The sequence below is a fragment of the Ruminococcus turbiniformis genome, from assembly GCF_020687545.1.
Classification (GTDB): domain Bacteria; phylum Bacillota; class Clostridia; order Lachnospirales; family Lachnospiraceae; genus Mediterraneibacter; species Mediterraneibacter turbiniformis.
Genome location: NZ_JAJEQX010000001.1, coordinates 40,907 through 63,275, shown reverse-complemented (window position 1 = coordinate 63,275; position 22,369 = coordinate 40,907). Strand labels below are relative to the sequence as shown.

The 22,369-nt window shown below is 52.0% G+C and carries 20 protein-coding genes; 19 read left to right on the top strand and 1 reads right to left on the bottom strand.

Features of this window, described 5'->3' with window-relative positions:
• The first annotated feature begins 157 nt into the window (after positions 1 to 157).
• From LKD70_RS00285 to dnaB, 19 genes are all read left to right on the top strand, one after another.
• A complete protein-coding gene (locus tag LKD70_RS00285) occupies positions 158 to 2,359 on the top strand; it encodes a translocation/assembly module TamB domain-containing protein (protein ID WP_227706068.1) in 2,202 nt (733 codons plus the stop codon).
• A 272-nt stretch (positions 2,360 to 2,631) separates the two neighbouring features.
• The gene (gene yedF, locus LKD70_RS00280) at positions 2,632 to 3,306 is read left to right on the top strand and encodes a sulfurtransferase-like selenium metabolism protein YedF (RefSeq protein ID WP_227706067.1); all 675 of its coding nucleotides are present in this window, start codon (positions 2,632 to 2,634) and stop codon (positions 3,304 to 3,306) included.
• A gap of 13 nt (positions 3,307 to 3,319) precedes the next feature.
• The gene (selD, locus tag LKD70_RS00275) at positions 3,320 to 4,381 is read left to right on the top strand and encodes a selenide, water dikinase SelD (RefSeq protein ID WP_227706066.1); all 1,062 of its coding nucleotides are present in this window, start codon (positions 3,320 to 3,322) and stop codon (positions 4,379 to 4,381) included.
• Complete coding sequence (locus tag LKD70_RS00270) at positions 4,378 to 5,304, top strand: selenium metabolism-associated LysR family transcriptional regulator (RefSeq protein WP_227706065.1); 927 nt, start codon at positions 4,378 to 4,380, stop codon at positions 5,302 to 5,304. Before selD ends, LKD70_RS00270 begins: the two co-directional genes overlap by 4 nt.
• A gap of 155 nt (positions 5,305 to 5,459) precedes the next feature.
• Positions 5,460 to 6,596, top strand: a complete 1,137-nt coding sequence (locus tag LKD70_RS00265) for an aminotransferase class V-fold PLP-dependent enzyme (RefSeq protein ID WP_227706064.1) — start codon at positions 5,460 to 5,462, stop codon at positions 6,594 to 6,596.
• Positions 6,597 to 6,618: 22 nt separating this feature from the next.
• Complete coding sequence (gene yedE, locus LKD70_RS00260) at positions 6,619 to 7,782, top strand: YedE family putative selenium transporter (protein WP_227706063.1); 1,164 nt, start codon at positions 6,619 to 6,621, stop codon at positions 7,780 to 7,782.
• Between the two features lie 21 nt (positions 7,783 to 7,803).
• Positions 7,804 to 8,007, top strand: a complete 204-nt coding sequence (locus LKD70_RS00255; protein ID WP_227706062.1) for a sulfurtransferase TusA family protein — start codon at positions 7,804 to 7,806, stop codon at positions 8,005 to 8,007.
• 29 nt (positions 8,008 to 8,036) lie between these two features.
• Positions 8,037 to 8,282, top strand: coding sequence for a DUF3343 domain-containing protein (locus LKD70_RS00250; protein WP_407690868.1), 246 nt, complete (start codon positions 8,037 to 8,039; stop codon positions 8,280 to 8,282).
• A 152-nt stretch (positions 8,283 to 8,434) separates the two neighbouring features.
• On the top strand, positions 8,435 to 9,424 hold the full coding sequence (locus tag LKD70_RS00245) for an ABC transporter ATP-binding protein (protein ID WP_407690873.1): 990 nt from the start codon (positions 8,435 to 8,437) through the stop codon (positions 9,422 to 9,424).
• Positions 9,408 to 10,274, top strand: coding sequence for an ABC transporter permease subunit (locus LKD70_RS00240; protein WP_227706060.1), 867 nt, complete (start codon positions 9,408 to 9,410; stop codon positions 10,272 to 10,274). The genes LKD70_RS00245 and LKD70_RS00240 overlap by 17 nt, the downstream gene beginning before the upstream one ends.
• A 13-nt stretch (positions 10,275 to 10,287) precedes the next feature.
• Positions 10,288 to 11,799 carry a Gldg family protein gene (locus LKD70_RS00235; RefSeq protein WP_227706059.1) on the top strand — a complete coding sequence of 504 codons (1,512 nt, stop codon included), beginning with the start codon at positions 10,288 to 10,290 and terminating at the stop codon, positions 11,797 to 11,799.
• On the top strand, positions 11,799 to 12,704 hold the full coding sequence (locus tag LKD70_RS00230; RefSeq protein ID WP_227706058.1) for a DUF4340 domain-containing protein: 906 nt from the start codon (positions 11,799 to 11,801) through the stop codon (positions 12,702 to 12,704). Before LKD70_RS00235 ends, LKD70_RS00230 begins: the two co-directional genes overlap by 1 nt.
• A 110-nt stretch (positions 12,705 to 12,814) precedes the next feature.
• Positions 12,815 to 13,222 carry a zinc-ribbon domain-containing protein gene (locus LKD70_RS00225; protein ID WP_227706057.1) on the top strand — a complete coding sequence of 136 codons (408 nt, stop codon included), beginning with the start codon at positions 12,815 to 12,817 and terminating at the stop codon, positions 13,220 to 13,222.
• A gap of 39 nt (positions 13,223 to 13,261) precedes the next feature.
• Positions 13,262 to 14,044: a J domain-containing protein gene (locus tag LKD70_RS00220; protein ID WP_227706056.1), complete on the top strand. Its 783-nt coding sequence runs from the start codon at positions 13,262 to 13,264 to the stop codon at positions 14,042 to 14,044.
• Positions 14,045 to 14,224: 180 nt separating this feature from the next.
• Positions 14,225 to 16,807, top strand: a complete 2,583-nt coding sequence (locus tag LKD70_RS00215; protein ID WP_227706055.1) for an FAD-dependent oxidoreductase — start codon at positions 14,225 to 14,227, stop codon at positions 16,805 to 16,807.
• Positions 16,808 to 16,821: 14 nt separating this feature from the next.
• Positions 16,822 to 17,625 (top strand): sugar phosphate isomerase/epimerase family protein, encoded by an 804-nt coding sequence (locus LKD70_RS00210; RefSeq protein WP_227706054.1) that lies wholly within the window; start codon positions 16,822 to 16,824, stop codon positions 17,623 to 17,625.
• Positions 17,626 to 17,772: 147 nt separating this feature from the next.
• Positions 17,773 to 19,821 carry a DHH family phosphoesterase gene (locus LKD70_RS00205; protein WP_227706053.1) on the top strand — a complete coding sequence of 683 codons (2,049 nt, stop codon included), beginning with the start codon at positions 17,773 to 17,775 and terminating at the stop codon, positions 19,819 to 19,821.
• 3 nt (positions 19,822 to 19,824) lie between these two features.
• Positions 19,825 to 20,274, top strand: a complete 450-nt coding sequence (gene rplI / locus LKD70_RS00200) for a 50S ribosomal protein L9 (RefSeq protein ID WP_227706052.1) — start codon at positions 19,825 to 19,827, stop codon at positions 20,272 to 20,274.
• A gap of 13 nt (positions 20,275 to 20,287) precedes the next feature.
• Entirely contained in the window at positions 20,288 to 21,634 is a 1,347-nt protein-coding gene (gene dnaB / locus LKD70_RS00195) for a replicative DNA helicase (protein WP_227706051.1), read from the top strand.
• Positions 21,635 to 21,677: 43 nt separating this feature from the next.
• Here the strand turns inward: dnaB and LKD70_RS00190 are convergent, their stop codons facing one another.
• A complete protein-coding gene (locus LKD70_RS00190; protein ID WP_227706050.1) occupies positions 21,678 to 22,316 on the bottom strand; it encodes a helix-turn-helix domain-containing protein in 639 nt (212 codons plus the stop codon).
• Positions 22,317 to 22,369 lie beyond the last annotated feature (53 nt).

Here is a 22,369-nt window from a genome sequence, read left to right as displayed (position 1 = left end):
TGACCGTGTTATTATAACACAGGCAGACTGCGCGGGAAAGATGTGAAATTCCCTGAAGATGCTTGAAAAACAGGAAATTTTCTGATAAGATAATTCAGAAATGACATCTTGTGAATGTCAAAATGGAGTTAAGATATGTTGTGAGGAGGGAATTTTTGTGAAAAGGAAAGGTATTCTCGGCGCGGCTCTCGCTCTTGTGATGCTTTTGAGTGTGATCCCGGTGAAGGTGACCGAAGCGTCTCCCTATACCGTGTCGACATGGGAAGACTGGCTGATAAAGAGTGAGGAAGCCAAAGACTGGGCAAATTATGGATTCGATATTGACGCGACGCACGGGTTTGAGTGGCCGGAAGAGGAAGTGACAATGGTCATTGACAAGGAACTCTATTTCAGCGGCGACTGGGTGATCCCGTCAAACGTGACAGTTATCGTCAAAGCACCGGTTCATCCGGATATTGTCCCGGTATCGATTGAGGAGTCCCATACGTCAAGCCTTACGATTTACGGAACATGGCACCATTCGGGCAACCAGGCAAAGATTCAGGAGATGTTTTCTCCGGACTGGTATGACCATGCTCAGATTACAGTCGAGAACGGCGGCCGCTTTATTATCGATGAAGATACGGACCACCAGCAGTTCCCGAATCTGACGGTAAAGAACGGAGGAGTTCTGGAGACGAATGCATATGGCACATATATCGGTCTTGACAGTGTGCTGGAACTTGAGGCAGGAGCTTCTGTGACAGGCAATGGAAGTCTCAGACTGGACGGTACTGTTCACGGTGAAGGGGCTGCGCTGGACTGCGATATCCGCGTCTGGGGCGGATATATGGGAGAGGATGCTCAGGCAGTGCTTTCGGGTACGCTGACAGTATCCGGAATCATCGAACTGTATGACAGCAGTCTTACGATTCCGGCCGGAAGTGATGTGACATGTAATGATAGCCTGTATACAGGAGTGATTGACGGCAGGTCGTCTGCGATCAATATCGCAGGCAATCTGAATATCAACAATATTCAGGCGAGAGGCGGCGGCCAGTGTACCGTGAATCTGGCAGATACAGGTTCTCTTACTCTGTCGCAGGACGCATATATCGATACGCTTTCGCCGAAGATGATCATTAACGGGAACGGAACCCTTAAGCTGTACGGTGAATTATCAGAAGACGGCAGCTATGTATGGTCCGCACCATCGCTTGTTGTCGATTCCGAGTGGGGCTATATAGAGGAGAATCTGCCGGCGGCACTCGAGAAAGGATATATTGCGGACACGGTTCATATCTGGAAGAGCTGGCAGTGCGACCATCAGTGGGTGAAAGGCGCTGTGACAGAGCCCACCTGCTCAAGCGAAGGATACACGACATATACCTGTTCGCTGTGCGGATCGGAAAAGAAGGACGATTACACAGACAAACTTCCGCATACGCCGGACGGAAATACAGACTGCACGAAGGATTCATTCTGTACAGTGTGCGGCGAACTGATCCGCGCAGCCGGAGAGCATACATATGACGCGGGTACAGTGAAGACAGAGCCGACCTGTACAAAACCGGGCGTTATGGAGTATACATGTGAAGTGTGCGGCAGTGTGAAGACGGAAGAGATTCCGGCAGCCGGACATGAGTGGAAAGAAGTCACAGGGGACGATGATGAACTCCTTGCATACAGATGTGAAGCATGCGGAAAAGAGCAGACAATCCTGCTTGAAGCAGAGCAGAATATTGATGTGAGCCTGAGCGTGTCCGCAGTGGAAACTCTGGCAGCGCAGGCAGAAGCGGAAGGATATGAGGAATTGCGGATCGTGGCAGAGCCGGCGGATGAGGAGATGCTTACAGAGGAGCAGAGCGCATCCCTTGAGGCGCTGACAGATGACGCTCTTTTACTCCGGGTAACGCTTGAGGCCGTGAACGTAGACGCAGAGGGGAACGAAGAAGTGACTGCTCTGCATGAACTCGGCGGAGAGGCTCAGATCAGTGCGGCGTACGAAGCGGAAGATCTGGAGAACCGGGTCGTGAAGACGGTATATCTGGCAGAGGACGGAAAGACGGAGGATATGAAGACGGTCTATGAGGATGGTGTCGTGACGTTTACGACAACCCACTTCTCAGACTATGCAGTATACACAGAAGAGATGAAAGAAGATCCGGAGCCGGAAGACCCGACAAAGCCGCAGGACCCGTCAGACCAGAATAAGCCGGGTGGCGGCAGCGGAGATAAGACAGACGGAAATAAGGCGGATAAGAAAGACTCTGCATCACCGAATACGGGAGATGACGCAAACGTTCTGCTCTGGGCAGTATGCATGGCGGCAGCAGCGGCATGCGCAGCGGGTGCTGTCCGGAGAGGAAAAAGAGGTTAACAGAAAGAAAAGCTGATCAGAAGATCAGAAGAATACAGTTTGCAGCAAAGGCTGCCGCTTTTAGGGGAATATTTCCCTAAGCGGCAGCTTTTTTCTGTGCCAGTAGTCTTGTCTGTTACCGAATAAAATTGGACGGGGATGTCCCTGTGTGCTATACTGAAATTTACAGGGAAGTCCGCGGCCTGCAGAGTGCGGGATACGGGCTTAATCATTGAGACGGCTCTTAAGTACAGAGGAGACGCAGAAGTGACGGAGAAAGGAAGGATGACGATATGCTGACCGTAAATGCCATGGGAGATATCTGCCCGATACCGGTTGTAAAGACGAAGAAGGCTCTGGGAGAACTGAACGGGCCCGGAGAGATTGAAGTGCTTGTGGATAATGAGACTGCGATGAAAAATGTAACGAAGATGGCAAAGAGTTCCGGAGCGGACGTTGCCGCGGAGCAGCTCGGGGAAAAGGAATACCGCGTGCTCATCACCGTGTCGGAAGAGGCGGCACAGGCGGCGAAAACTGCGAAAGACAGCAGGGGAACGGCGGCCGGCGCGCAGAATGGAGAAAATACACAGGGAACAGGCGCGCAGAGCGGAAATGCAGCCTGCCCCACATGCCTCGGCACTGTGGTGGCGGTGTCTTCTGACCGGATGGGCGACGGAAGCGATGAACTGGGGCATATCCTGATGAAGAGCTTTTTGTTTGCGGTGACCCAGCTTGACGATCTGCCGGATAAAATCATCTTCTACAACGGCGGGGCGAAACTTACCGTGGAAGGTTCCGAGAGTCTGGACGATTTAAGAAAACTGGAAGAGATGGGCGTGGAGATCATGACCTGCGGAACATGCCTTGACTTCTACGGAATCAAGGAGAAGCTGGCGATCGGAAGCGTCACGAATATGTACAGTATTGTAGAGACATTAAAAAATGCGGTCAGTGTGATCCGTCCGTAGGAGGTGTATGTAAATGGAGAAAATCCGTTTGACACAGTTTGCAAAACACGGGGGATGCGCGGCAAAGATCGGGCCGGACACTCTCTCAAAAGTGCTGGGAAGACTGCCGAAGTTCAGCGATCAGGATCTGATCGTGGGATTTGAGACTTCGGACGACGCGGCGGTCTACCGGATTACGGATGAGATCGCGGCGATCCAGACACTTGACTTTTTCACCCCGGTTGTGGATGATCCGTATACATTCGGGCAGGTTGCGGCGACCAATGCATTAAGCGATGTGTACGCGATGGGAGGAGAGCCGAAGATCGCACTCAACATCGTGTGCTTTCCGGAGAACGTGGATCCGGATGTGCTGGGGGAGATCCTTAGAGGAGGGGCAGACAAAGTCCGGGAGGCGGGCGCTGTCCTTGTGGGAGGCCACTCCATCCAGGACGACGTTCCGAAGTACGGACTTTCCGTCATGGGACTTGTCCATCCGGACCGGGTATATAAAAATTACGGATGCCGTGCGGGGGACGTGCTGATTCTGACCAAACAGCTCGGAAGCGGTATCGTCAATACTGCGGTGAAGGCTCAGATGGCATCAGAAGCGGCTGAGAGAGAGGCAATCCGTGTCATGACCTCGCTTAACAGAAAGGCGAAGGAGACAGCGCAGAAGTTTACGGTTCATGCCTGTACGGACGTGACCGGATTCGGCCTGCTGGGGCACTGTTCCGAGATAGCGTCCGCCAGCGGGGCGGTGATTGAGATCGGCGCCGGTGACATCGCGTTTATGGAAGGCGCGAAAGAATACGCGGAGATGGGACTTATTCCCGGAGGCGCTTACCGCAACCAGCGTCATGTACAGAATCTGCTTGATCCGGGAACACTTGAGGAAGTGTATGTGGATCTTCTGAGTGATCCCCAGACGTCGGGCGGGCTTCTGTTCGCGGTGCCGGCAGATGAGGCGGAGCGGATGCTCGAGGCTCTTGAGCGGGCGGATCTGGGGACAAAGGTCTCTGTGGTCGGAAAAGTGAAAGAGAGCGGGACAGATCACCCGAGGATCTGCCTGCGCGAAAAGGTGAGTATCAGATGAACTTAAAACAGCTTGAAGCGTTTGTGCGGGTGGCGGAGACAAAGAGCTTCTCCGCGGCTGCCAGACAGCTCTATCTCACGCAGCCGACAGTGAGCGCGCATATCGCTTCGCTGGAAAAGGAGCTGAATACATGTCTCCTTGTGAGAAATACAAAAGGAGTGGCGCTTTCCGAGTCCGGGAAGGAACTGTATGCCTACGCCGGGCAGATGCTGGAACTGGAGCAGAAGATATATGAGCGGTTCGGAATTGACAAAAGACCGGCGGGGAGTGTGCTGAGGATCGCGGCGTCCACCGTTCCCTCCCAGTACCTCCTCCCGGAGATCATGTCTGCGTTCCGGGAGAGCTGGCCCGGGGAGCGGCTGAAGCTTTTCGAGACGGACAGCGGGGGCGTGGTTGATATGATTCTGTCCCACAGGGCAGATGTGGGATTTACAGGAACCGTCCTCGAAAAGGGCGGGTGTACATATATCCCCTTTTATCAGGATGAACTGGTCGTCATCGCGCCGGCTCTTGCGCGGTTCAAAGAGCGGCAGGGCAGCAGGATCGGAAGCTGGATCAGGGAAGAGCCGCTGATCCTCAGGGAGGAAGGCTCAGGGACGAGAAAGGAGACCAGCCGGATTTTAAGACAGCTGGGGATCGACATGGCGGATCTGGAAGTTGCCGCCATTATCGAAAACCAGGAGACGATCAAGCGGTCGGTAGGAAGCGGCATGGGGATATCCATTCTTTCCCGTCTGGCAGCGGAGGAAGAGATAAAGAGCGGGAAACTGCTCGCGTTCCCTCTCGGGGAGAGCGGCGGAAAGAGAAATATCAATCTTGTATTTGACGCGGATTATCCGAGTCTTCCCGCGGCGGATAAACTGATCAGGACAGTAAAAAAGATGTATCCGGAGATACAGAAGGAAAGGGGCTCTCACTTATAGAAAAGATCTATAAGCGGGAGCCTTTTATCGCAGTTTTCAATTAGACGCAAAAAAGCCGGGGAATTATACTGAGATTAACGGATAATACCCGGACGGGTCTGAAACGGACAGAGAAGAAAAGAGAACGGCAGATACGCAGAAAGGAAGCGAATATTATGATCTACATGGACAATGCCGCTACCACACTTCACAAACCGGATGCGGTGAAAGAGGCGGTGATGGCCGCGTTTGACACGATGGGAAATGCCGGGAGAGGTGCGTCGCGTCCGGCGCTCGATGCGTCACGGGTTATCTATGATACGAGGGAAAAGCTGGCGCGTTTTTTTCACGCGGAGAATGCGAATCAGATTGTCTTTACGGCAAACTCCACAGAGAGTCTGAACATTGCCATAAAAGGACTGTTTGCCGGAGGGGACCATGTGATTACAACAGTGCTTGAGCACAATTCCGTGCTCCGGCCGCTGAGGGAGTGCGAAGAGAGGGGGACAGAACTTACCATTCTCGGATGTGATGAGAAGGGCCGCATTTCCTTTGCGGAGATGGAGGCTGCGGTGCGTGAAAATACAAAAGCCATTGTCTGCACTCACGCGTCCAATCTGACGGGAAATATGATTGACCTTAAGAAGGCGGGGGAGACTGCGCGCAGACACGGGCTGCTGTTTGTGGTGGATGCCTCCCAGACAGCCGGAGCGTGTGAGATTGATGTGCAGAAGCTTGGAATTGATGTCCTCTGCTTTACCGGGCACAAGGGGCTGATGGGACCTCAGGGGACCGGCGGCATGTACGTCAGACCGGGTCTCTCTGTCCGGCCGCTTCTGTCCGGAGGAAGCGGAGTGGACACATACAATCCCCGCCATCCGTCCCGGATGCCTGCCGCGCTGGAGGCGGGAACGCTGAACGGACACGGGATTGCCGGCCTGGGCGCGGCGGTGTCGTGGATCATGGATAAAGGTACGGATGAGATAAGGAAGAGAGAGCTTTCCCTGATGCGCCGTTTTTATGAGGGTATTATCCGAATTCCCGGAATTAAGGTTTACGGAGACTTTGACACGGATGACAGAGCTGCCATTGTCTCGTTAAACATCCGGGATTATGACTCTTCGGAAGTCAGCGATGAGCTGAATATGGAATACGGGATCGTGACCCGGCCCGGAGCCCACTGTGCTCCGCTTATGCACCGGGCGCTCGGGACTGTGGAGCAGGGGGCGGTGCGGTTCAGTTTCTCGTATTTCAACACAGAAGAGGAAGTCGATACTGCCATAAGGGCAGTGCGGGAACTGGCATGTGAATAAAAGCCGGTAAGTATGCCCCGGAATGCAGGAGGTGAAGGGGAAAGGCCCATGCCGGTTTCCGGACAGGAAACAGCAGGAGGGAATTATAATGAACTTAACAGATTCGAAGAAAAAACTTGCGCTCTCAGGCGTGGTCTGCGGACTCGTTGCCGCCTGCCTTGCGTATTTCGGCAACCCGGCCAACATGGCGTTCTGTATTGCGTGCTTTATCAGAGACACGGCAGGCGCGCTCGGACTTCATCAGACCGAGACTGTACAGTATGCAAGACCGGAGATCATCGGTCTTGTGCTGGGAGCGTTTCTGATCTCAGCGGCAACGAAGGAATACCGCTCCATGGCGGGATCTTCCCCGATGACCAGATTTGTTCTCGGGATGATCCTTGCAATCGGTTCACTTGTGTTTCTCGGCTGCCCGCTTCGCATGATTATCCGTATGTCGGCGGGGGACCTGAACGCATGGGTGGCGCTGATCGGATTCATCCTCGGAGTCGGCACCGGGGTGATTGCGCTGAAGAAGGGGTTCAGTCTCGGACGCGCACATATGACGAACAGGGCAAGCGGAGGCGTGCTTCCGGTTCTTATGCTCGGAATCCTTGTGATAGCGCTTGCGACGACGCTTTTAAAGAGCAGCCAGAGCGGACCGGGAAGCATGCACGCGCCGATCTTTCTCTCCCTTGCGGGAGGACTGATTTTCGGTGTTTTTGCGCAGAAGTCGAGAATGTGCTTTGCAGGAAGCATCCGCGATGTGATCCTGATGAGAAACTTTGATCTTCTGACCATTATCGGGGGATTCTTTGTTGTGATGCTGATCTTTAACGCGGCGACAGGACGGTTCATTCCGGCGTTTGACACGCCGGGCATTATCGCGCACTCACAGCATCTCTGGAATATCCTCGGAATGTATGCGGTCGGATTCGCGGCAGTGCTTGCGGGAGGCTGTCCGCTGCGCCAGCTGATTCTTGCGGGACAGGGATCGTCCGACTCGGCGGTAACGGTGCTGGGAATGTTTATCGGAGCTGCGATGGCGCATAATTTCGGCCTTGCGGCGAGTGCGACAGCATTAAACGCGGAGACGCAGGAGGTGACGGCCGGAGCCGTGCCGCCCGCGGGACAGGTCGCAGTTGTTATCTGTATTATCGTATGCTTTGTGATCGCCTTTACAAACAGGCGCAGCGAGGGCAGATAGAAGATTCGGAGGAGAACAGATATGAGAGAAGTAGATGCAAGAGGGCTGTCCTGTCCGGAGCCGGTTATGCTCACGGAGGACGCACTGAAAAGCGGGGAGATGCCGGTACGGGTGCTTGTGTCGGAACCCCACCAGAGGATGAACGTGGAAAAGTATGCAAGAGACCACGGAAAGAAGGCTTCATCCACAGAGACGGATGACGGCTTTGCTGTTGTGATCGAGTAGAAAAGAGTGGGAAAGAGCGGGAAAGACAGATGGCAATGAGGAAGAAAGAACGGAAACTTGTAGTCACATTTCACACAACGGCGGACGCCATGGCCATGGAGAAAGCCTGCCGGGAGAAAGACGCTCCCGGCAGGCTGATTCCCGTGCCGAGAGAGATATCAGCCGGGTGCGGCCTTGCCTGGTGCGCGCCGCTTTCCTGCCGGGAGACGCTGATCGGGCTTATGGAGGAACAGGGCATCGAGCGGGAAGAGCTGCACGAGTGCATGCTGCGGTAGGAAGTCTTCACCGGCCGCATTGCCCCTTCTGGACCGGCGCTGAGATACAAAGCTTTGTCACACTTACAACACAGAACCTTCACACAATTCTGGTACCTTTTTAAACGTGCTTAGTGCAAATATATGTTTAGGAGGGTAAGACCTTGATCGAAGTGAGGAATCTGGTAAAGAAATATGGGAACCATCTGGCCGTAGACCACCTGGACTTCACGATTGAAGCAGGGCGGATCTATGGCTTTTTAGGTCCCAACGGCGCCGGCAAATCCACAACAATGAACATCATGACCGGGTATCTGGGTGCCACCGAGGGGCAGGTACTGATCGACGGGCATGATATTTTAAAAGAACCGGAGGAGGCGAAAAAGCATATCGGCTATCTTCCGGAACAGCCGCCGCTGTACATGGATATGACAGTGCGGGAATATCTCCGGTTTGCGGCAGAGTTAAAAGGAATACCGAAGAAAAAAAGAGAGGATGAGATAACCGAAGTAGAGAAGATGGTCAGAGTCAGAGATGTGGAAAACCGTCTGATCAAAAATCTTTCCAAAGGATACAGGCAGAGAGTGGGTCTTGCACAGGCCGTGCTCGGATTTCCGGAGACGATTATACTCGATGAGCCGACGGTGGGGCTTGACCCGAAGCAGATCATAGAGATCAGGGAGCTGATCCGGAAGCTTGCAAAGAAACATACGGTAATACTGAGCTCCCATATTCTGGCGGAGGTCAGAGAAGTCTGTGACTACATACTGATTATATCAAGAGGTAAGCTGGTCGCCAGCGATACGCCCGAGAATCTGGAAAAGATGTTAGGCGAGAACAGTACGGTAGAACTTGAGACGAGAGCGGTTCCTTCCGAGATCCGTCTCCTTCTGAAAAATGTGCCCGGGATTGAGATGATGGAGATCAAAGCCGGCGGAAACGGCATCTCAAATGTTATGATCCGGCAGAAGAAAGACGAGGATGTAAGAGAACGTGTATTCCGTGCTTTTGCATCGGCCGACGTACCGCTTCTGACACTTAAGACAGCGGGAACCAGCCTTGAGGACGTATTTATGGAACTGACGCAGAAAGAGACGGTTCCGGAAGCGTTCAGAAAGCAGAAGAAATGGGAGGAGGATAAGAACAATGCTGGCGATATATAAAAGGGAGCTGAAATCATATTTTCAGTCTATGGTCGGGTGCGTATTTATCGCGTTCCTGATCGCATATACGGGAATTTATTTTATGGCTTACAACATGGTTTCGGGATATCCTTATTTTTCCTATACACTTTCGGGATCTCAGCTTGTATTTATCGTCGGAATCCCGCTGATAACCATGAGAAGCTTCTCGGAGGAACGTAAGAACAAGACAGATCAGCTTCTTCTCACAGCGCCGGTAAGCCTGGCAAAAATCGTGATTGGCAAGTATCTTGCCATGGTGACGGTTATTGCAATACCGAATATTATTTTCTGCGCATTTCCTCTGATTATCATGTCGCAGGGAACGGCATATCTGACGATTGATTATATTTCCATCGGTGTATTTTTCCTGCTGGGATGTGTGTACGCCGCCATCGGCATGTTTATGTCATCGCTTACCGAGAGCCAGATGATCGCGTTTATCAGCAGTTTTGGCGTGCTGATTGTGCTGTATTTGTGGGAAGCAATTCTTACTATGCTGCCGAGTTCAGCCGTGAGCGGGCTGATAGGTGTAATCATTATTCTCACGGTTGTAGTATTCTATATATGGAATATGACAGGAAATGTGGCCATTGTGGGAGGACTTGAGATTATCGGTGCTGCTGCCGCCATTATTGTCTATGTTGTGAAGTCAGAGATGTATGAGAATCTGCTCACAAACCTTCTTGGAAGACTGGCGCTTTCCTCTGTATTTACAGACATTACGGACAACAGTATTGTTGATTTGACCGGAATTGCACTGTATCTTTCATTTATCGCTGTGTTTGTGTTCCTCACAGTACAGTCGATTCAGAAGAGACGCTGGAGTTAGGAGGGACAAAAACATGAATAAGTTAAAAAGCATAAAAAGCATTGGCAGGGGAAAGGGCGTAAAAGGACTGAAAAACAGTTTCCATACCTCAGGGACAAAGCACGGATCTTACAGTGTCGGAGTGACAGTACTTGTGATTGCGGTAATTGTTGTGTTTAATCTGATTGTCGGACAGATACCGGAAGCGTACCGCAACCTCGATGTGAGCAGCACGAAAATATATGATATTTCGGATACAACAACAGAACTTCTTGACAGCCTTGAGTCGGATGTAGATATGACCGTGCTGGCTGTAAGGGACGAGACGGATGAGAGAATCCGGACTTTTTTGAGCAAGTATGACGCGCTGTCGAATAAGATTAATATTGAATGGATTGACCCGGTGCTGCATCCGTCTGCTCTTACAGAGTACGACGCTTCGGAGGATACGATTGTTGTCTCATGCGCGGATACGGGAAAGACGACGACAGTTTCCTTTGATGATATCCTTGTGTTTGACGAGTATTCTTATTATTATTACGGCAGCATGAGCTATACCTCGTTTGACGGAGAGGGGCAGCTTACAAGCGCCGTGAACTATGTGACAAACGATGTGGAGAGGACGATTTACCAGACGACAGGACACGGGGAGGGAGAGCTTTCCTCAACAATTACTGATATGCTGGATAAAAACAACTATCTTCTCTCAGAGACAAATCTGCTGATGGAGACTGCTGTCCCGGAAGACTGTGATCTTCTGCTTATGTATGCGCCGACGGCGGATCTGTCAGAGGATGAGGCGCAGATGCTCAGGGATTATCTGGCATCAGGCGGCAAGATTATGGTGATTTTCGGGGAAACCGGCGCATCTGAGCTTGCAAATCTTTCCGGTATCCTTACAGAATACGGCATGGAGCCGGTGAACGGATATATCGCAGATCCGTCCAGGTGCTATCAGGGCAATTACTTCTATATTTTCCCGGAACTTTCTGTATCGGGAGATATGGCGGAAGGCATTTCCACCCAGATGGTACTTCTTACCTATGCGCAGGGAATGAATCTGGCAGACCCGGAAAGAGATACGATCAGCGTGACAGATTTTATGTCCTCGTCTGACCAGGCGTATGCAATTACAGAGGATGCCCAAACTGAAGGCTCCTATGCGATCGGCGCGACGGCCACCGAGACAGTAACACTTTCATCCGGGGAAGATGAGGATTCATCCGATACGTCAGCAGACAGTGAGGAGAGTGAGGAGAGTGAGGAAACTGCGGAGAGCCGCCTTACCGTTATCACAGCGGGAAGCCTTATCGATCAGGGCATTACTGACTCCTTCTCACAGCTTGAGAATACACAGCTCTTTATGAATGCGGTGACGGCAAACTTCGAGGGCGTACAGAATCTGTCGATTGAGGCAAAGAGCTTAAGTGTGGAGTATAATACAGTACAGCATGCAGGGCTTTTCAGCATGATTATGATCTTCGGAATCCCGGCTGTGATTCTGATCGCAGGGTTCGCTGTATGGTTCAGAAGGAGGAAGGCGTAGTGAAGAGAAAAAGAGGAGTGATTATTCTTGCAGGGGTGCTTGTCCTGCTTCTGGTTATTTACTTCGCGCTTCAGTCGTGGAACAGCGAACAGGAAGCAAAACAGGAAGAAGAGGAGGAAGCGGCAGTCGTCCATGTGACGCAGACGGATGCTGAGGACATCACCGCAATCAGTTTTGACGTGGGAAACGGAAGCATTGAACTGGTAAAAGAGGATGGAACATGGTACTATTCGCCTGACAGAGATTTCCCGCTGAACCAGACCTACCCGGAAGACTTCGCCGAGGCGCTGGGAGATATCACTGCCGAGCGTGAGCTCGTGGATGGGGATGAATTGGCAGCCTACGGGCTTGACGAACCGGTATATACTGTTGAATACACAGATACTGACGGAAATGTGACTTCCATCTATTTTGGAGATACAGCCAACGGGGACTATTATGTGACGACAGGAGATACTGACAGTGTATATACAGTTGCAAGTTCACTGATTGACGATCTGAATTACCAGCTTTCGGATATGGCTGTGCTTGATTCGTTTCCGAGCATCGGAAGCGGCAATCTTGTAAAAGAGGTGATTACACAGAATGGCGAGACAACAACTTATGACAGTGAAGATGAAGAGCAGGAGGAGGATATCGCGGCAATTGCCGGAGGGCTTGGCGCGGTGGATCTGACGGACGCGGCGGATTATTCTGTGGCAGATGAAGACCTGGCGGGCTTTGGTCTTGATGAGGCATCCAGAACAACGGTCGAAGTGACATATACCGAGGACGATGAAGAACAGCTTCTTACAATGTATATGGGAGGAAGCGACGAAGATGGAAACCGTTATGTGATGATTAACGATTCAAGAATTGTTTACCTGATTTCAGAGGAAGTCTGCAGCAACATTCTGAATAATTAATAGGATTTTAATTGACTTTGAGGGAAAAACGGAGGAAAATATATCCTGTATCACATTTGGGCGCCGGTATATACGTGCCGGCGCCGGCAATATCAGAAGGATGGATGAATATGAAAGAAAGATTAGCTCGTTTTATGCAGGGAAGATACGGGGTGGACCAGTTCTCCAGATTTCTTCTTATCGCAGGACTTGTCCTTGTGTTTGTGTCATTGTTCTTTGGCAGCAGTGTGCTCGGGTCGGCTGCATACCTGCTCGGCTGGGTGATGGTGATCTACTGTTATTTCAGGATGTTTTCAAAAAACATTTCAAAGCGTTATGCGGAAAATCAATCGTTCCTCTCCAAAACTTCAGGGATAAGAAACTTTTTCCAGAACCAGAAAAATATCTGGAAGCAGCGCAGAATATATCATATATATACATGTCCGTCCTGCAGACAGAAGATACGAATACCGCGTGGAAAAGGAAAGATAGAAGTCCGTTGTCCGAAGTGCGGCACTACTTTTATTAAAAAGAGCTGACGCCGTCGGATAACCGGAAAACGGAGGGAGAAGGAACACATGACAGATCCATACAGTATACTCGGTGTGGACAGAAACGCATCTGAGGATGAGATCAAGAAAGCCTACCGAAGGCTGAGCAGAAAGTATCATCCGGATGCGAATATCAACAATCCTCATAAAGAGGAGGCAGAAGCAAAATTTAAAGAGATACAGCAGGCGTATCAGCAGATCATGGATGAACGCCAGAGAGGGTACTCCTCTGCCGGCGCCGGAAACGGAGCGTCCTACGGAGGAAGCGGCAGTTCCGGAAGCGGATATGGCGGATACAATGATTACAGCGATTACGGCCCGTTCGGCGGCTATGGTCCGTTCGGAGGGTTCGGAGGCTTTGGAGGCTACGATCCGTTCGGTAACCAGGGCACGGGCGGAAATCAGAATGCGGGCCAGACAGAGGAGGACATCCATCTGCGGGCTGCGGCAAACTATATCAGGAGCGGGCACTACAGCGAGGCGCTCAATGTCCTGAACGGAATAAAAGAGAGAAGCGCACTCTGGTATTTCTACAGCGCCTCGGCCAATTCCGGGCTGGGCAATAATGTGACGGCGCTCGAGCACGCAAAGGAGGCCGTCCGGCTGGAGCCTGACAATGCGCAGTACCAGATGCTGCTTCAGCGGCTTCAGAACGGTGAAAGCTGGTATCAGCAGCGGCAGAGCCCGTTCGGCTACTACGGAACATTTGATTCCAGCTGCTGCATCAAGCTGTGCGCGGCGAACATTCTGTGCAATATCTGCTGCAGCGGAGGACTTTGCTGCGGCGGACAGGGATATTATTATATGTAAATACCGGTATATACGTGAGAATGTGAACAGTACTGATCCATTTCCAGCGGATCGGTGCTGTTTTGCTTTATTGACATATGGTCTCAAAGAGGTATACTTAAGTCAGAATCGGATGTGTGCGGATTAAACGGATCCAGAGTTGTTTTCTGCAGCAGAAAAAAAGGAAGAGGAGGGAAACGCATGAAGGTATTGATCATTGGCGGCGTGGCAGCGGGAACGAAAACCGCGGCAAAATTAAAGAGAGAGGACAGAAGCATTGAGGTGACAGTCATTACAAGAGATCAGGATATCTCCTATGCAGGCTGCGGTCTGCCCTACTATGTGGGAGGTATGATCGAAAGCCGGGACGAACTGATTGTAAACACCCCGCAGAAATATTCCGGACTCACCGGAGTGGAAGTGCGCACGGGCAAGGAAGCGGTGGCCCTCGACGCGGCGAAAAAAGAAGTGACGGTAAAAGATGTGCAGACCGGAAACACGGAGGCCTGTCCCTACGACAAACTTGTTATCGCGGTCGGGGCGTCCGCGTCAAAACTCCCGGTTGAGGGGGCGGAGCTGCCGGGCGTGTTTACAATGCGGACTCCGGACGACGCGGAAGCAATCCGTACATACGCGGACGAAAACGGAGTGAAAAAGGCGGTTGTGATCGGCGCCGGATTTATCGGACTTGAGGCAGCCGAGAACTTAAAGGCAAAGGGAATCAGCGTGACAGTGATCGATTTCGCACCGCAGATCCTTCCGAATATTCTGGATCCTGAGATGGCGGCTTACGCCAAAAAGCATCTGCTCAATGAAGGGGTGCGCGTGATCACGGGAACGAGTGCCGAGAAGATTCTCGGGACAGAACGGGTGAGCGGAGTCAAGACGTCAGCGGGAACACTTGCCTGCGAGATGCTTATTATGGCTGCCGGAATCCGGCCGAATACGGAGTTTTTAAACGATTCCGGCATTGAGATGTCCAAGGGAACGATTCTTGTGGACAATCAGATGAAGACAAGCCTGGAAGACGTGTATGCGGCGGGCGACTGCGTGATGGTCACAAACCGGATTACGGGAAAGAGGCAGTGGTCGCCCATGGGATCTTCTGCAAACATGGAAGGACGTACTCTCGCGCAGATTCTTGCGGGAGCGCAGAAGTCCTATCCCGGCGTGCTCGGAACCGGAATTGTGAAGCTGCCGGGGCTGAATGTCGGGCGAACCGGACTTACCGAAGAACAGGCGAGGGAAGCAGGGTACGACGTAGAGACCGTGCTTGTGCCGTCGGACGACAAGGCGCACTATTATCCCGATTCCTCGTTCTTTATCACAAAGCTGATCGCGGACCGGGCGACGAGGAAACTGCTCGGAGTTCAGGTGTTTGGCCCGGGAGAAGTGGACAAGATGATCGACATCGCGGTGATGGGCATCAATATGGGCGCCGTGCTGGAAGATTTTGAGAACGCGGACTTCGCGTATGCACCGCCGTTTTCCACGGCAATCCACCCGTTCGTGCAGGCGGTTTATGTGCTGATAAACAAGCTGGACGGCACCTTTGTCAGCATGACTCCGGCGGAATACGCGGCGGGAAAGGCAAAAGGATACCGTGTGGTAGACGTGCAGCCTGAACCTGCGATCCGCGGGGCGTTCTATGTGAACCTTGCGCAGGTGAGAGGCGAGATTGAAGGACTTGACAAAAAGGAAAAGCTGCTCCTTGTCTGTGCGAGAGGCAGAAGAGCCTACTTCCTTCAGAACAGGATGCGCTATTACGGTTATGAGAATACGGTGGTTCTTGAAGGCGCGACATTCTTTAATGATGTGAAGGTGGAAAACGGAGATGCTCCGGTGTCCAAAGAGGAGGAGACCCGGGTAAAGGCGCTGGGATTCTTAAAGGATAAGAGGACACCGGATAAGTTCAACGGCCGTGTGATTACGAGAAACGGAAAGATCACGGCGGAAGAAGCCAGAGTGATCGCGGAAGCTTCAGAGAAATACGGAAGCGGAGAGGTGACGATGACCTCCCGTCTGACAATGGAGATTCAGGGGGTTCCGTTCGACAATATAGAGCCGCTCAGAGAGTATTTGATGCAGGCAGGACTTGAGACCGGAGGAACCGGTTCTAAGGTGCGCCCGGTCGTATCCTGTAAGGGAACGACATGCCAGTACGGACTGATCGATACCTTTGCCCTCTCCGAGGAGATCCACGAGAGATTCTACCACGGATACAGGGAAGTGAAGCTTCCGCACAAGTTCAAGATTGCCGTTGGCGGATGCCCGAACAACTGCGTGAAGCCGGATCTTAATGATCTTGGAATTATCGGGCAGAGAGTGCCTCAGATTGACCTGGAGAAATGCCGCGGGTGCAAAGTATGTCAGGTCGAGAACAACTGTCCGATCCAGGTGGCGAAGCTTGCAGACGGAAAAATCACGATTGATGACAGCGCATGCAATCACTGCGGAAGGTGTATAGGAAAATGTCCGTTCCATGCAGTGGAAGACTATACGAACGGATACCGCATCTATATCGGCGGACGCTGGGGCAAGAAAGTGGCCCAGGGCAGATATCTGGACAAGGTGTTTACCGATAAGGACGAGGTGCTGGCTGTTGTGGAAAAGGCGATCCTTCTGTTCCGCGAGCAGGGAATCACCGGAGAGCGTTTTGCAGATACGGTGGCGAGGATCGGGTTCGAGAACGTGCAGGAGCAGCTACTGTCCGACGATCTGCTGGAAAGAAAAGAGGAGAATATCAGGGCGCAGAAGCATATGAAGGGCGGAGCAACCTGCTGAGAAGAGAGAAGATTATGAGATTTGGATGTTGTCTGAATATGGTCGCGTCAGAGCCCGGCGGGACCGGAATTGAAAAGATTCATACCCTGGCAGAGCTGGGGTATGATTATGTGGAACTGCCGCTGGCCCAGATCTCCACGATGGGAGCGGAGGAGTTCAGAGAGCTGAAACGGGCGGTGGACGCTTCGGGAGTCCGCTGCGAGACGTGCAACAATTTTTGCCCCGGCGAGCTTCGGCTCATCGGGGAAGACGCAGATCCCCGGAAAGCGCTTGAATATGCCGGAAGGGGACTGGAGCGCGCCCAGGCGCTGGGCGTGGAGTACACCGGATTCGGAAGCGGGCCGGTCAGAAGCGTGCCGGAGGGCGTTTCCCCGGAAGAGGGATATGAACGTCTGGCAGAGTTTTTAAGAGAACTTGGAACGCTTGCGGAGAAACATCATATTACAGTGCTTATTGAACCGGTGCGGAAAGCAGAGAGTAACCTGATCAACACCTATGAAGAAGGATGCCGCCTGGCGGCAGATGTCGCGTCGCCGGCAGTGAAAATGCTGGTGGATTTTTATCACATGGCCGTGGAGGCGGAGCCGGCAGAGCACCTTCTGAAATTCGGAAGGGGAAAACTGTGCCATACGCACATTGCGAATCCGGCAGGGAGAGCGTTCCCCGCGGATGAGAGCGAGGCGGATTACGCATCGTTTTTCTTGGCGCTTGAAAAAATCGGATATAACGGGCGGATCAGCTGTGAGGCATATACGGAAAACTTTGAGAAAGATGCGGGAAAAGCGCTTGAATTTCTGAGAAGAAACTGCGGCAGGTGAACGGAAGTCTGTGCTTTGATTTAATAGTGGAATATAATCTGAAAAGATGGTATAATAAATCATTGTAACGTTGGCAGATTGGTTTTATCAGCTTTCATAAACAATCGTTGTGCGCGCCCCGAACCGGGTGCGGATGAGGTAGTATGTATGAAAAAGAAGAACAGAATGCGTTTAAAAGGCCAGCTCAGGATGTACATGAACTGGCCGCTCATTATGACAGTTCTGCTTGTGGCAATGGACATATGGCTGTATGTGATCGACCGGAAGGCCGGTCTGATTATGACCGTATGTATCGTGCTTTACCTGGGAATTGCCTGCGGCCTGTATTTTTACAACCGGTCTCTGATCCTGGCGGACCTGATTCAGTTCTCTGCGCAGTACAAGGGGATTGAGAATACGCTTCTCAAAGAACTGCCGGTTCCTTATGCTGTCGTCCTGGAGGACGGCCGTATTCTCTGGATGAACGACGCTTTCGCCGCTCTGTCGGAGGGACCGAGAAAAGAAAAATATCTTCACAGGGTTATACCTGAGCTCTATCCGGGGGTATTCCCGAAAGGGGATATCGGACACTCGGAACTGGAAGTGACTTACAGGGACAGAAACTACCAGGCCGAGCTAAGAAGAGTGTCCTTTGAAGGGTTCAGCGAGAAAGAGGAACTTCTGCAGATCCCTGCGGAGGAAGAATACTTTGTGGCGGTATCGCTGCAGGATGTGACGGAACTGAACGCCTACATCCGCGAGAATGAAGACCAGCGGATGATCGCCGGACTGATCTATATCGACAACTATGACGAAGTGATGGAGAGTGTCGAGGAGGTGCGCCAGTCACTGCTCGTGGCACTGATTGACAGGAAGATCAACAAGTATATCGGTGATGTGGACGGTATCGTGAAGAAGATGGAGAAGGATAAATACTTTATCGTCATCCGCAAGGAGAGCTACAGAAGAATTGCGGAGGACCGGTTCTCCCTTCTCGAGGAAGTCAAGCAGGTCAATATCGGAAATGCCCGTTCAGCCACGCTGAGCATCGGTCTGGGACTGAACACGGCGACTTACGCTCTGAGCTATCAGTATGCCCGTGTGGCGATTGATCTTGCGCTGGCGCGCGGCGGCGATCAGGCCGTGATCAAGGACTGCAACGGTATCACCTATTTCGGCGGAAAGAAAGAACAGACCGCAAAGAATACCCGTGTAAAGGCCCGCGTCAAGGCGGAGGCACTCCGTGAGTTTATTGTGACAAAGGATCAGGTCATGGTCATGGGGCACAAAATCGCGGATCCGGATTCTTTCGGCGCATGCATGGGAATTTACAGGGCGGCGGTAAGCCTGGAGAAGAAGGCGCATATTGTCATCAACACTGTGACCGAGTCCGTGCGTCCGCTCTACGATGAGATCGCGGAGAGCCCGGCGTACGAGGACGATATTTTCCTGACATCGGAGCAGGCGCTCGACTACATCTCCGACAATACAATGGTGATCGTGGTGGATACGAACAAGCCTCAGATGACGGAGTGCCCGGAGCTTCTCAAACGATCCAGGATGATCGCTGTGCTTGACCACCACCGGCAGGGCAGCAATGTGATTGAGAACGCAGTTCTCTCCTATGTGGAGCCGTATTCTTCGTCAACATGCGAGATGGTTGCGGAAGTGCTGCAGTACATTGCAGATGACGTGAAAATCCCGTCTGTGGAGGCAGACTGCCTCTATGCAGGCGTTATGATTGATACGAGAAACTTCATGAACCGGACAGGAGTGCGGACTTTCGAGGCCGCGGCGTTCCTGCGCAGATGCGGTGCGGATATCACCCGCGTGCGCAAGATGTTCCGGGATGACATGGAATCATACAGGGCAAAGGCGGAGGCAATGCGGAAAGCGGAGGTTTACCGCGACGAGTTTGCCATTGCAGAGTGCCCGAGCGACATTGACAGTCCGACCGTGCTGGGAGCGCAGGCAGCCAACGAGCTTCTGGATATCAGCGGCATCAAGGCGTCCTTCGTGCTCACAGAGTATGAGGGCAAGATCTATTTGAGCGCACGCTCCATCGATGAGGTGAACGTGCAGATTATCGCCGAGAAACTGGGCGGCGGCGGACATATCAACTCCGCGGGCGCACAGTTCGACCATACAAATATGCCGGAGGCGATCAGTGCGCTGAAAGCGACGATAGACCAGATGATTGAGGAAGGAGATATATAGAAGATGAAAGTTATTTTACTGCAGGATGTAAAATCTCTCGGGAAAAAGGGCGATATCGTCAGTGTGAACGACGGTTACGCCAGAAACTTTATTCTGCCGAAGAAGATGGGTGTTGAGGCTACGGGAAAGAACTTAAACGACCTGAAGCTTCAGAAGAACAATGAGAAAAAAGTAGCGCAGGAGAACCTTGACGCCGCGAAGAAGCTGGCTGCGGAGCTGGCTGAGGGCCAGGTGGAACTGTCCATCAAAGTAGGAGAGGGCGGACGTGCCTTCGGGTCGGTGTCCGGCAAGGAGATTGCGGAGGCAGTCAGCGATCAGATGAAACTTGCGGTGGACAAGAAAAAGATCCAGTTAAAAGAGCCCATCAAGTCTCTTGGAACACATATTGTAAAAGTGAAACTTCACCCGGAAGTCACCGCGGAACTGAAAGTGGTTGTAAAAGAAGAAGCGTAAGGGGATATTCGCTATGGATATGGAAGCGGCAATGAAACGGATACCGCCACACAGCATTGAAGCGGAACAGGCAGTGCTCGGGGCGATGCTGATGAATAAGGACGCTGTCATGACTGCGTCGGAGATACTCACGGGCGAGGACTTCTATCAGACGGCATACGGCATCCTGTTTGACGCCGTTGTCGATCTGTTCCGGGCGGGAAAGCCGGTTGATCTGATTACCCTTCAGGAGCATCTCAAGGAAAAGGACGTTCCCCCGGAAGTAAGCAGCATGGAATATGCCCGGGAGCTTCTCGTGGGGACGCAGACGTCCGCGAATGTGAAGTATTATGCGGAGATCGTCAAAGACAAGGCGATTCTTCGCAGACTGATCCGAATCAATGAAGAAATCGCCAACACCTGTTATCTTGAGAACCAGCCTCTGGAAGAGATTCTGGAGAGGACGGAGAAACAGGTGTTTGAACTTGTAGAGCACGGAAACTCTCAGGAGTATGTTCCGATAAAGCAGGTTGTTCTGAATGCCCTCGATGTGATCGAGAAAGCGTCCAAGACAAAAGGAAATGTAACGGGAATCCCAACCGGATTCATCGATCTGGATTACAAGCTGTCGGGGCTTCAGCGTTCGGACCTGGTGCTGATCGCGGCGAGACCGTCTATGGGAAAGACGGCGTTCGTGCTCAATATCGCCCAGCATGTGGCGTTCCGCCAGAATCTGGCGGTGGCGATCTTCAGTCTCGAGATGTCAAAGGAACAGCTCGTAAACCGTCTCTTTTCTCTGGAGTCCCACGTGGACGCCCAGGTTTTAAGAACGGGAAATCTGACAGATACGGACTGGGAGAAACTGATCGAAGGTGCAGGCACCATCGGAAATTCCAGAATGATCATAGACGATACGTCGGGTATCTCGATCTCGGAGATGCGCTCAAAGTGCAGAAAATATAAGCTGGAGCAGGGACTTGATCTGATTATCATCGACTACCTGCAGCTTATGAGCGGAAGCGGCGGGAGAAAGAACGAGAGCCGTCAGCAGGAGATCTCCGAGATCTCCCGTTCCTTAAAAGGACTGGCCCGTGAGCTCAATGTTCCCGTGATCGCTCTGTCGCAGTTAAGCCGTGCGGTGGAGCAGAGAACCGACAAGCGTCCGATGCTCTCCGACCTGCGTGAGTCGGGAGCGATCGAGCAGGACGCCGACGTATGTATGTTTATTTACCGCGATGACTATTATAACCCGGATACGGAAGATAAGAACATCGCGGAAATCATTATTGCAAAACAGAGAAACGGCCCGATCGGAACCGTGAGGCTTGCGTGGATGCCGCAGTACACACGTTTCGGCAATGAACTGCGGCAGCAGCAGTAAGCGGACGGAGCGGGCGGTGGTGCATCTGTCGATGCGCTGCGGACTATGTAAATATTTTTTTGAGCTTTCCGAGCGGACTGACTCTGGCAGTTTCTCTCCGGTTCGCCTGCTGCTGGCGGATCAGAGTGTCGAGTCTGCGGAAATGCTCTTCCTGCTGGCGTTCTTTGGCCTGCAGGAGAAAATCCATCTCATGCATGACATCAGCGGTCACGGTACTGCTGATGTCTTTTTTCAGCACATCGTTGTTTTCAGTGAGCGCTTCCCGGAAAACGTTGCCGATCAGAGAACGCATCTGGTCTGCACGGTTTAAGGAGATCATGATATTGTCCGCCGTGTCCGTATCGTCCGGGACTGCTTTCAGTTCAGCTTTGTCATGATCCGTTTTCGGCTCTGATTGATCTGATTTATCGGAAGCGGGAGATTCGTTTCCGGAGGATCTCAACTTCAGGCGCGTTTCTTTTAACTCCGGAATAAGAGGCTTGAGATCTCTTAAGAGCATCCCTTCGTCTTTCAGTTTCTTAATGCAGCGAAAGAGCTGAATGTCATCATCCGTATAATATCGATGGCCCATTTCCGTGCGCCCGATTGTCAGGTTCAGTTCTTCTTCCCAGTATCTTAAGACGTGGGATTCAACTTCCACCTTTTTCGCGGCTTCGGAAATCATAAATCTGACCTCGCCCATTAATATTTATACCTCCTTTAAACTTTAAGGTCATTATAGCACAGGGGTGCTTA

Bases quoted from the DNA above. Each gene is read 5' to 3' on its own strand.
- yedF (WP_227706067.1), top strand. From the start codon at position 2,632: ATGCTGACCGTAAATGCCATGGGAGATATCTGCCCGATACCGGTTGTA.
- selD (WP_227706066.1), top strand. From the start codon at position 3,320: ATGGAGAAAATCCGTTTGACACAGTTTGCAAAACACGGGGGATGCGCG.
- LKD70_RS00270 (WP_227706065.1), top strand. From the start codon at position 4,378: ATGAACTTAAAACAGCTTGAAGCGTTTGTGCGGGTGGCGGAGACAAAG.
- LKD70_RS00265 (WP_227706064.1), top strand. From the start codon at position 5,460: ATGATCTACATGGACAATGCCGCTACCACACTTCACAAACCGGATGCG.
- yedE (WP_227706063.1), top strand. From the start codon at position 6,619: ATGCAGGAGGTGAAGGGGAAAGGCCCATGCCGGTTTCCGGACAGGAAA.
- LKD70_RS00255 (WP_227706062.1), top strand. From the start codon at position 7,804: ATGAGAGAAGTAGATGCAAGAGGGCTGTCCTGTCCGGAGCCGGTTATG.
- LKD70_RS00250 (WP_407690868.1), top strand. From the start codon at position 8,037: ATGGCAATGAGGAAGAAAGAACGGAAACTTGTAGTCACATTTCACACA.
- LKD70_RS00240 (WP_227706060.1), top strand. From the start codon at position 9,408: ATGCTGGCGATATATAAAAGGGAGCTGAAATCATATTTTCAGTCTATG.
- LKD70_RS00235 (WP_227706059.1), top strand. From the start codon at position 10,288: ATGAATAAGTTAAAAAGCATAAAAAGCATTGGCAGGGGAAAGGGCGTA.
- LKD70_RS00225 (WP_227706057.1), top strand. From the start codon at position 12,815: ATGAAAGAAAGATTAGCTCGTTTTATGCAGGGAAGATACGGGGTGGAC.
- LKD70_RS00220 (WP_227706056.1), top strand. From the start codon at position 13,262: ATGACAGATCCATACAGTATACTCGGTGTGGACAGAAACGCATCTGAG.
- LKD70_RS00215 (WP_227706055.1), top strand. From the start codon at position 14,225: ATGAAGGTATTGATCATTGGCGGCGTGGCAGCGGGAACGAAAACCGCG.
- LKD70_RS00210 (WP_227706054.1), top strand. From the start codon at position 16,822: ATGAGATTTGGATGTTGTCTGAATATGGTCGCGTCAGAGCCCGGCGGG.
- LKD70_RS00205 (WP_227706053.1), top strand. From the start codon at position 17,773: ATGAAAAAGAAGAACAGAATGCGTTTAAAAGGCCAGCTCAGGATGTAC.
- rplI (WP_227706052.1), top strand. From the start codon at position 19,825: ATGAAAGTTATTTTACTGCAGGATGTAAAATCTCTCGGGAAAAAGGGC.
- dnaB (WP_227706051.1), top strand. From the start codon at position 20,288: ATGGATATGGAAGCGGCAATGAAACGGATACCGCCACACAGCATTGAA.
- LKD70_RS00190 (WP_227706050.1), bottom strand. From the start codon at position 22,316: ATGGGCGAGGTCAGATTTATGATTTCCGAAGCCGCGAAAAAGGTGGAA.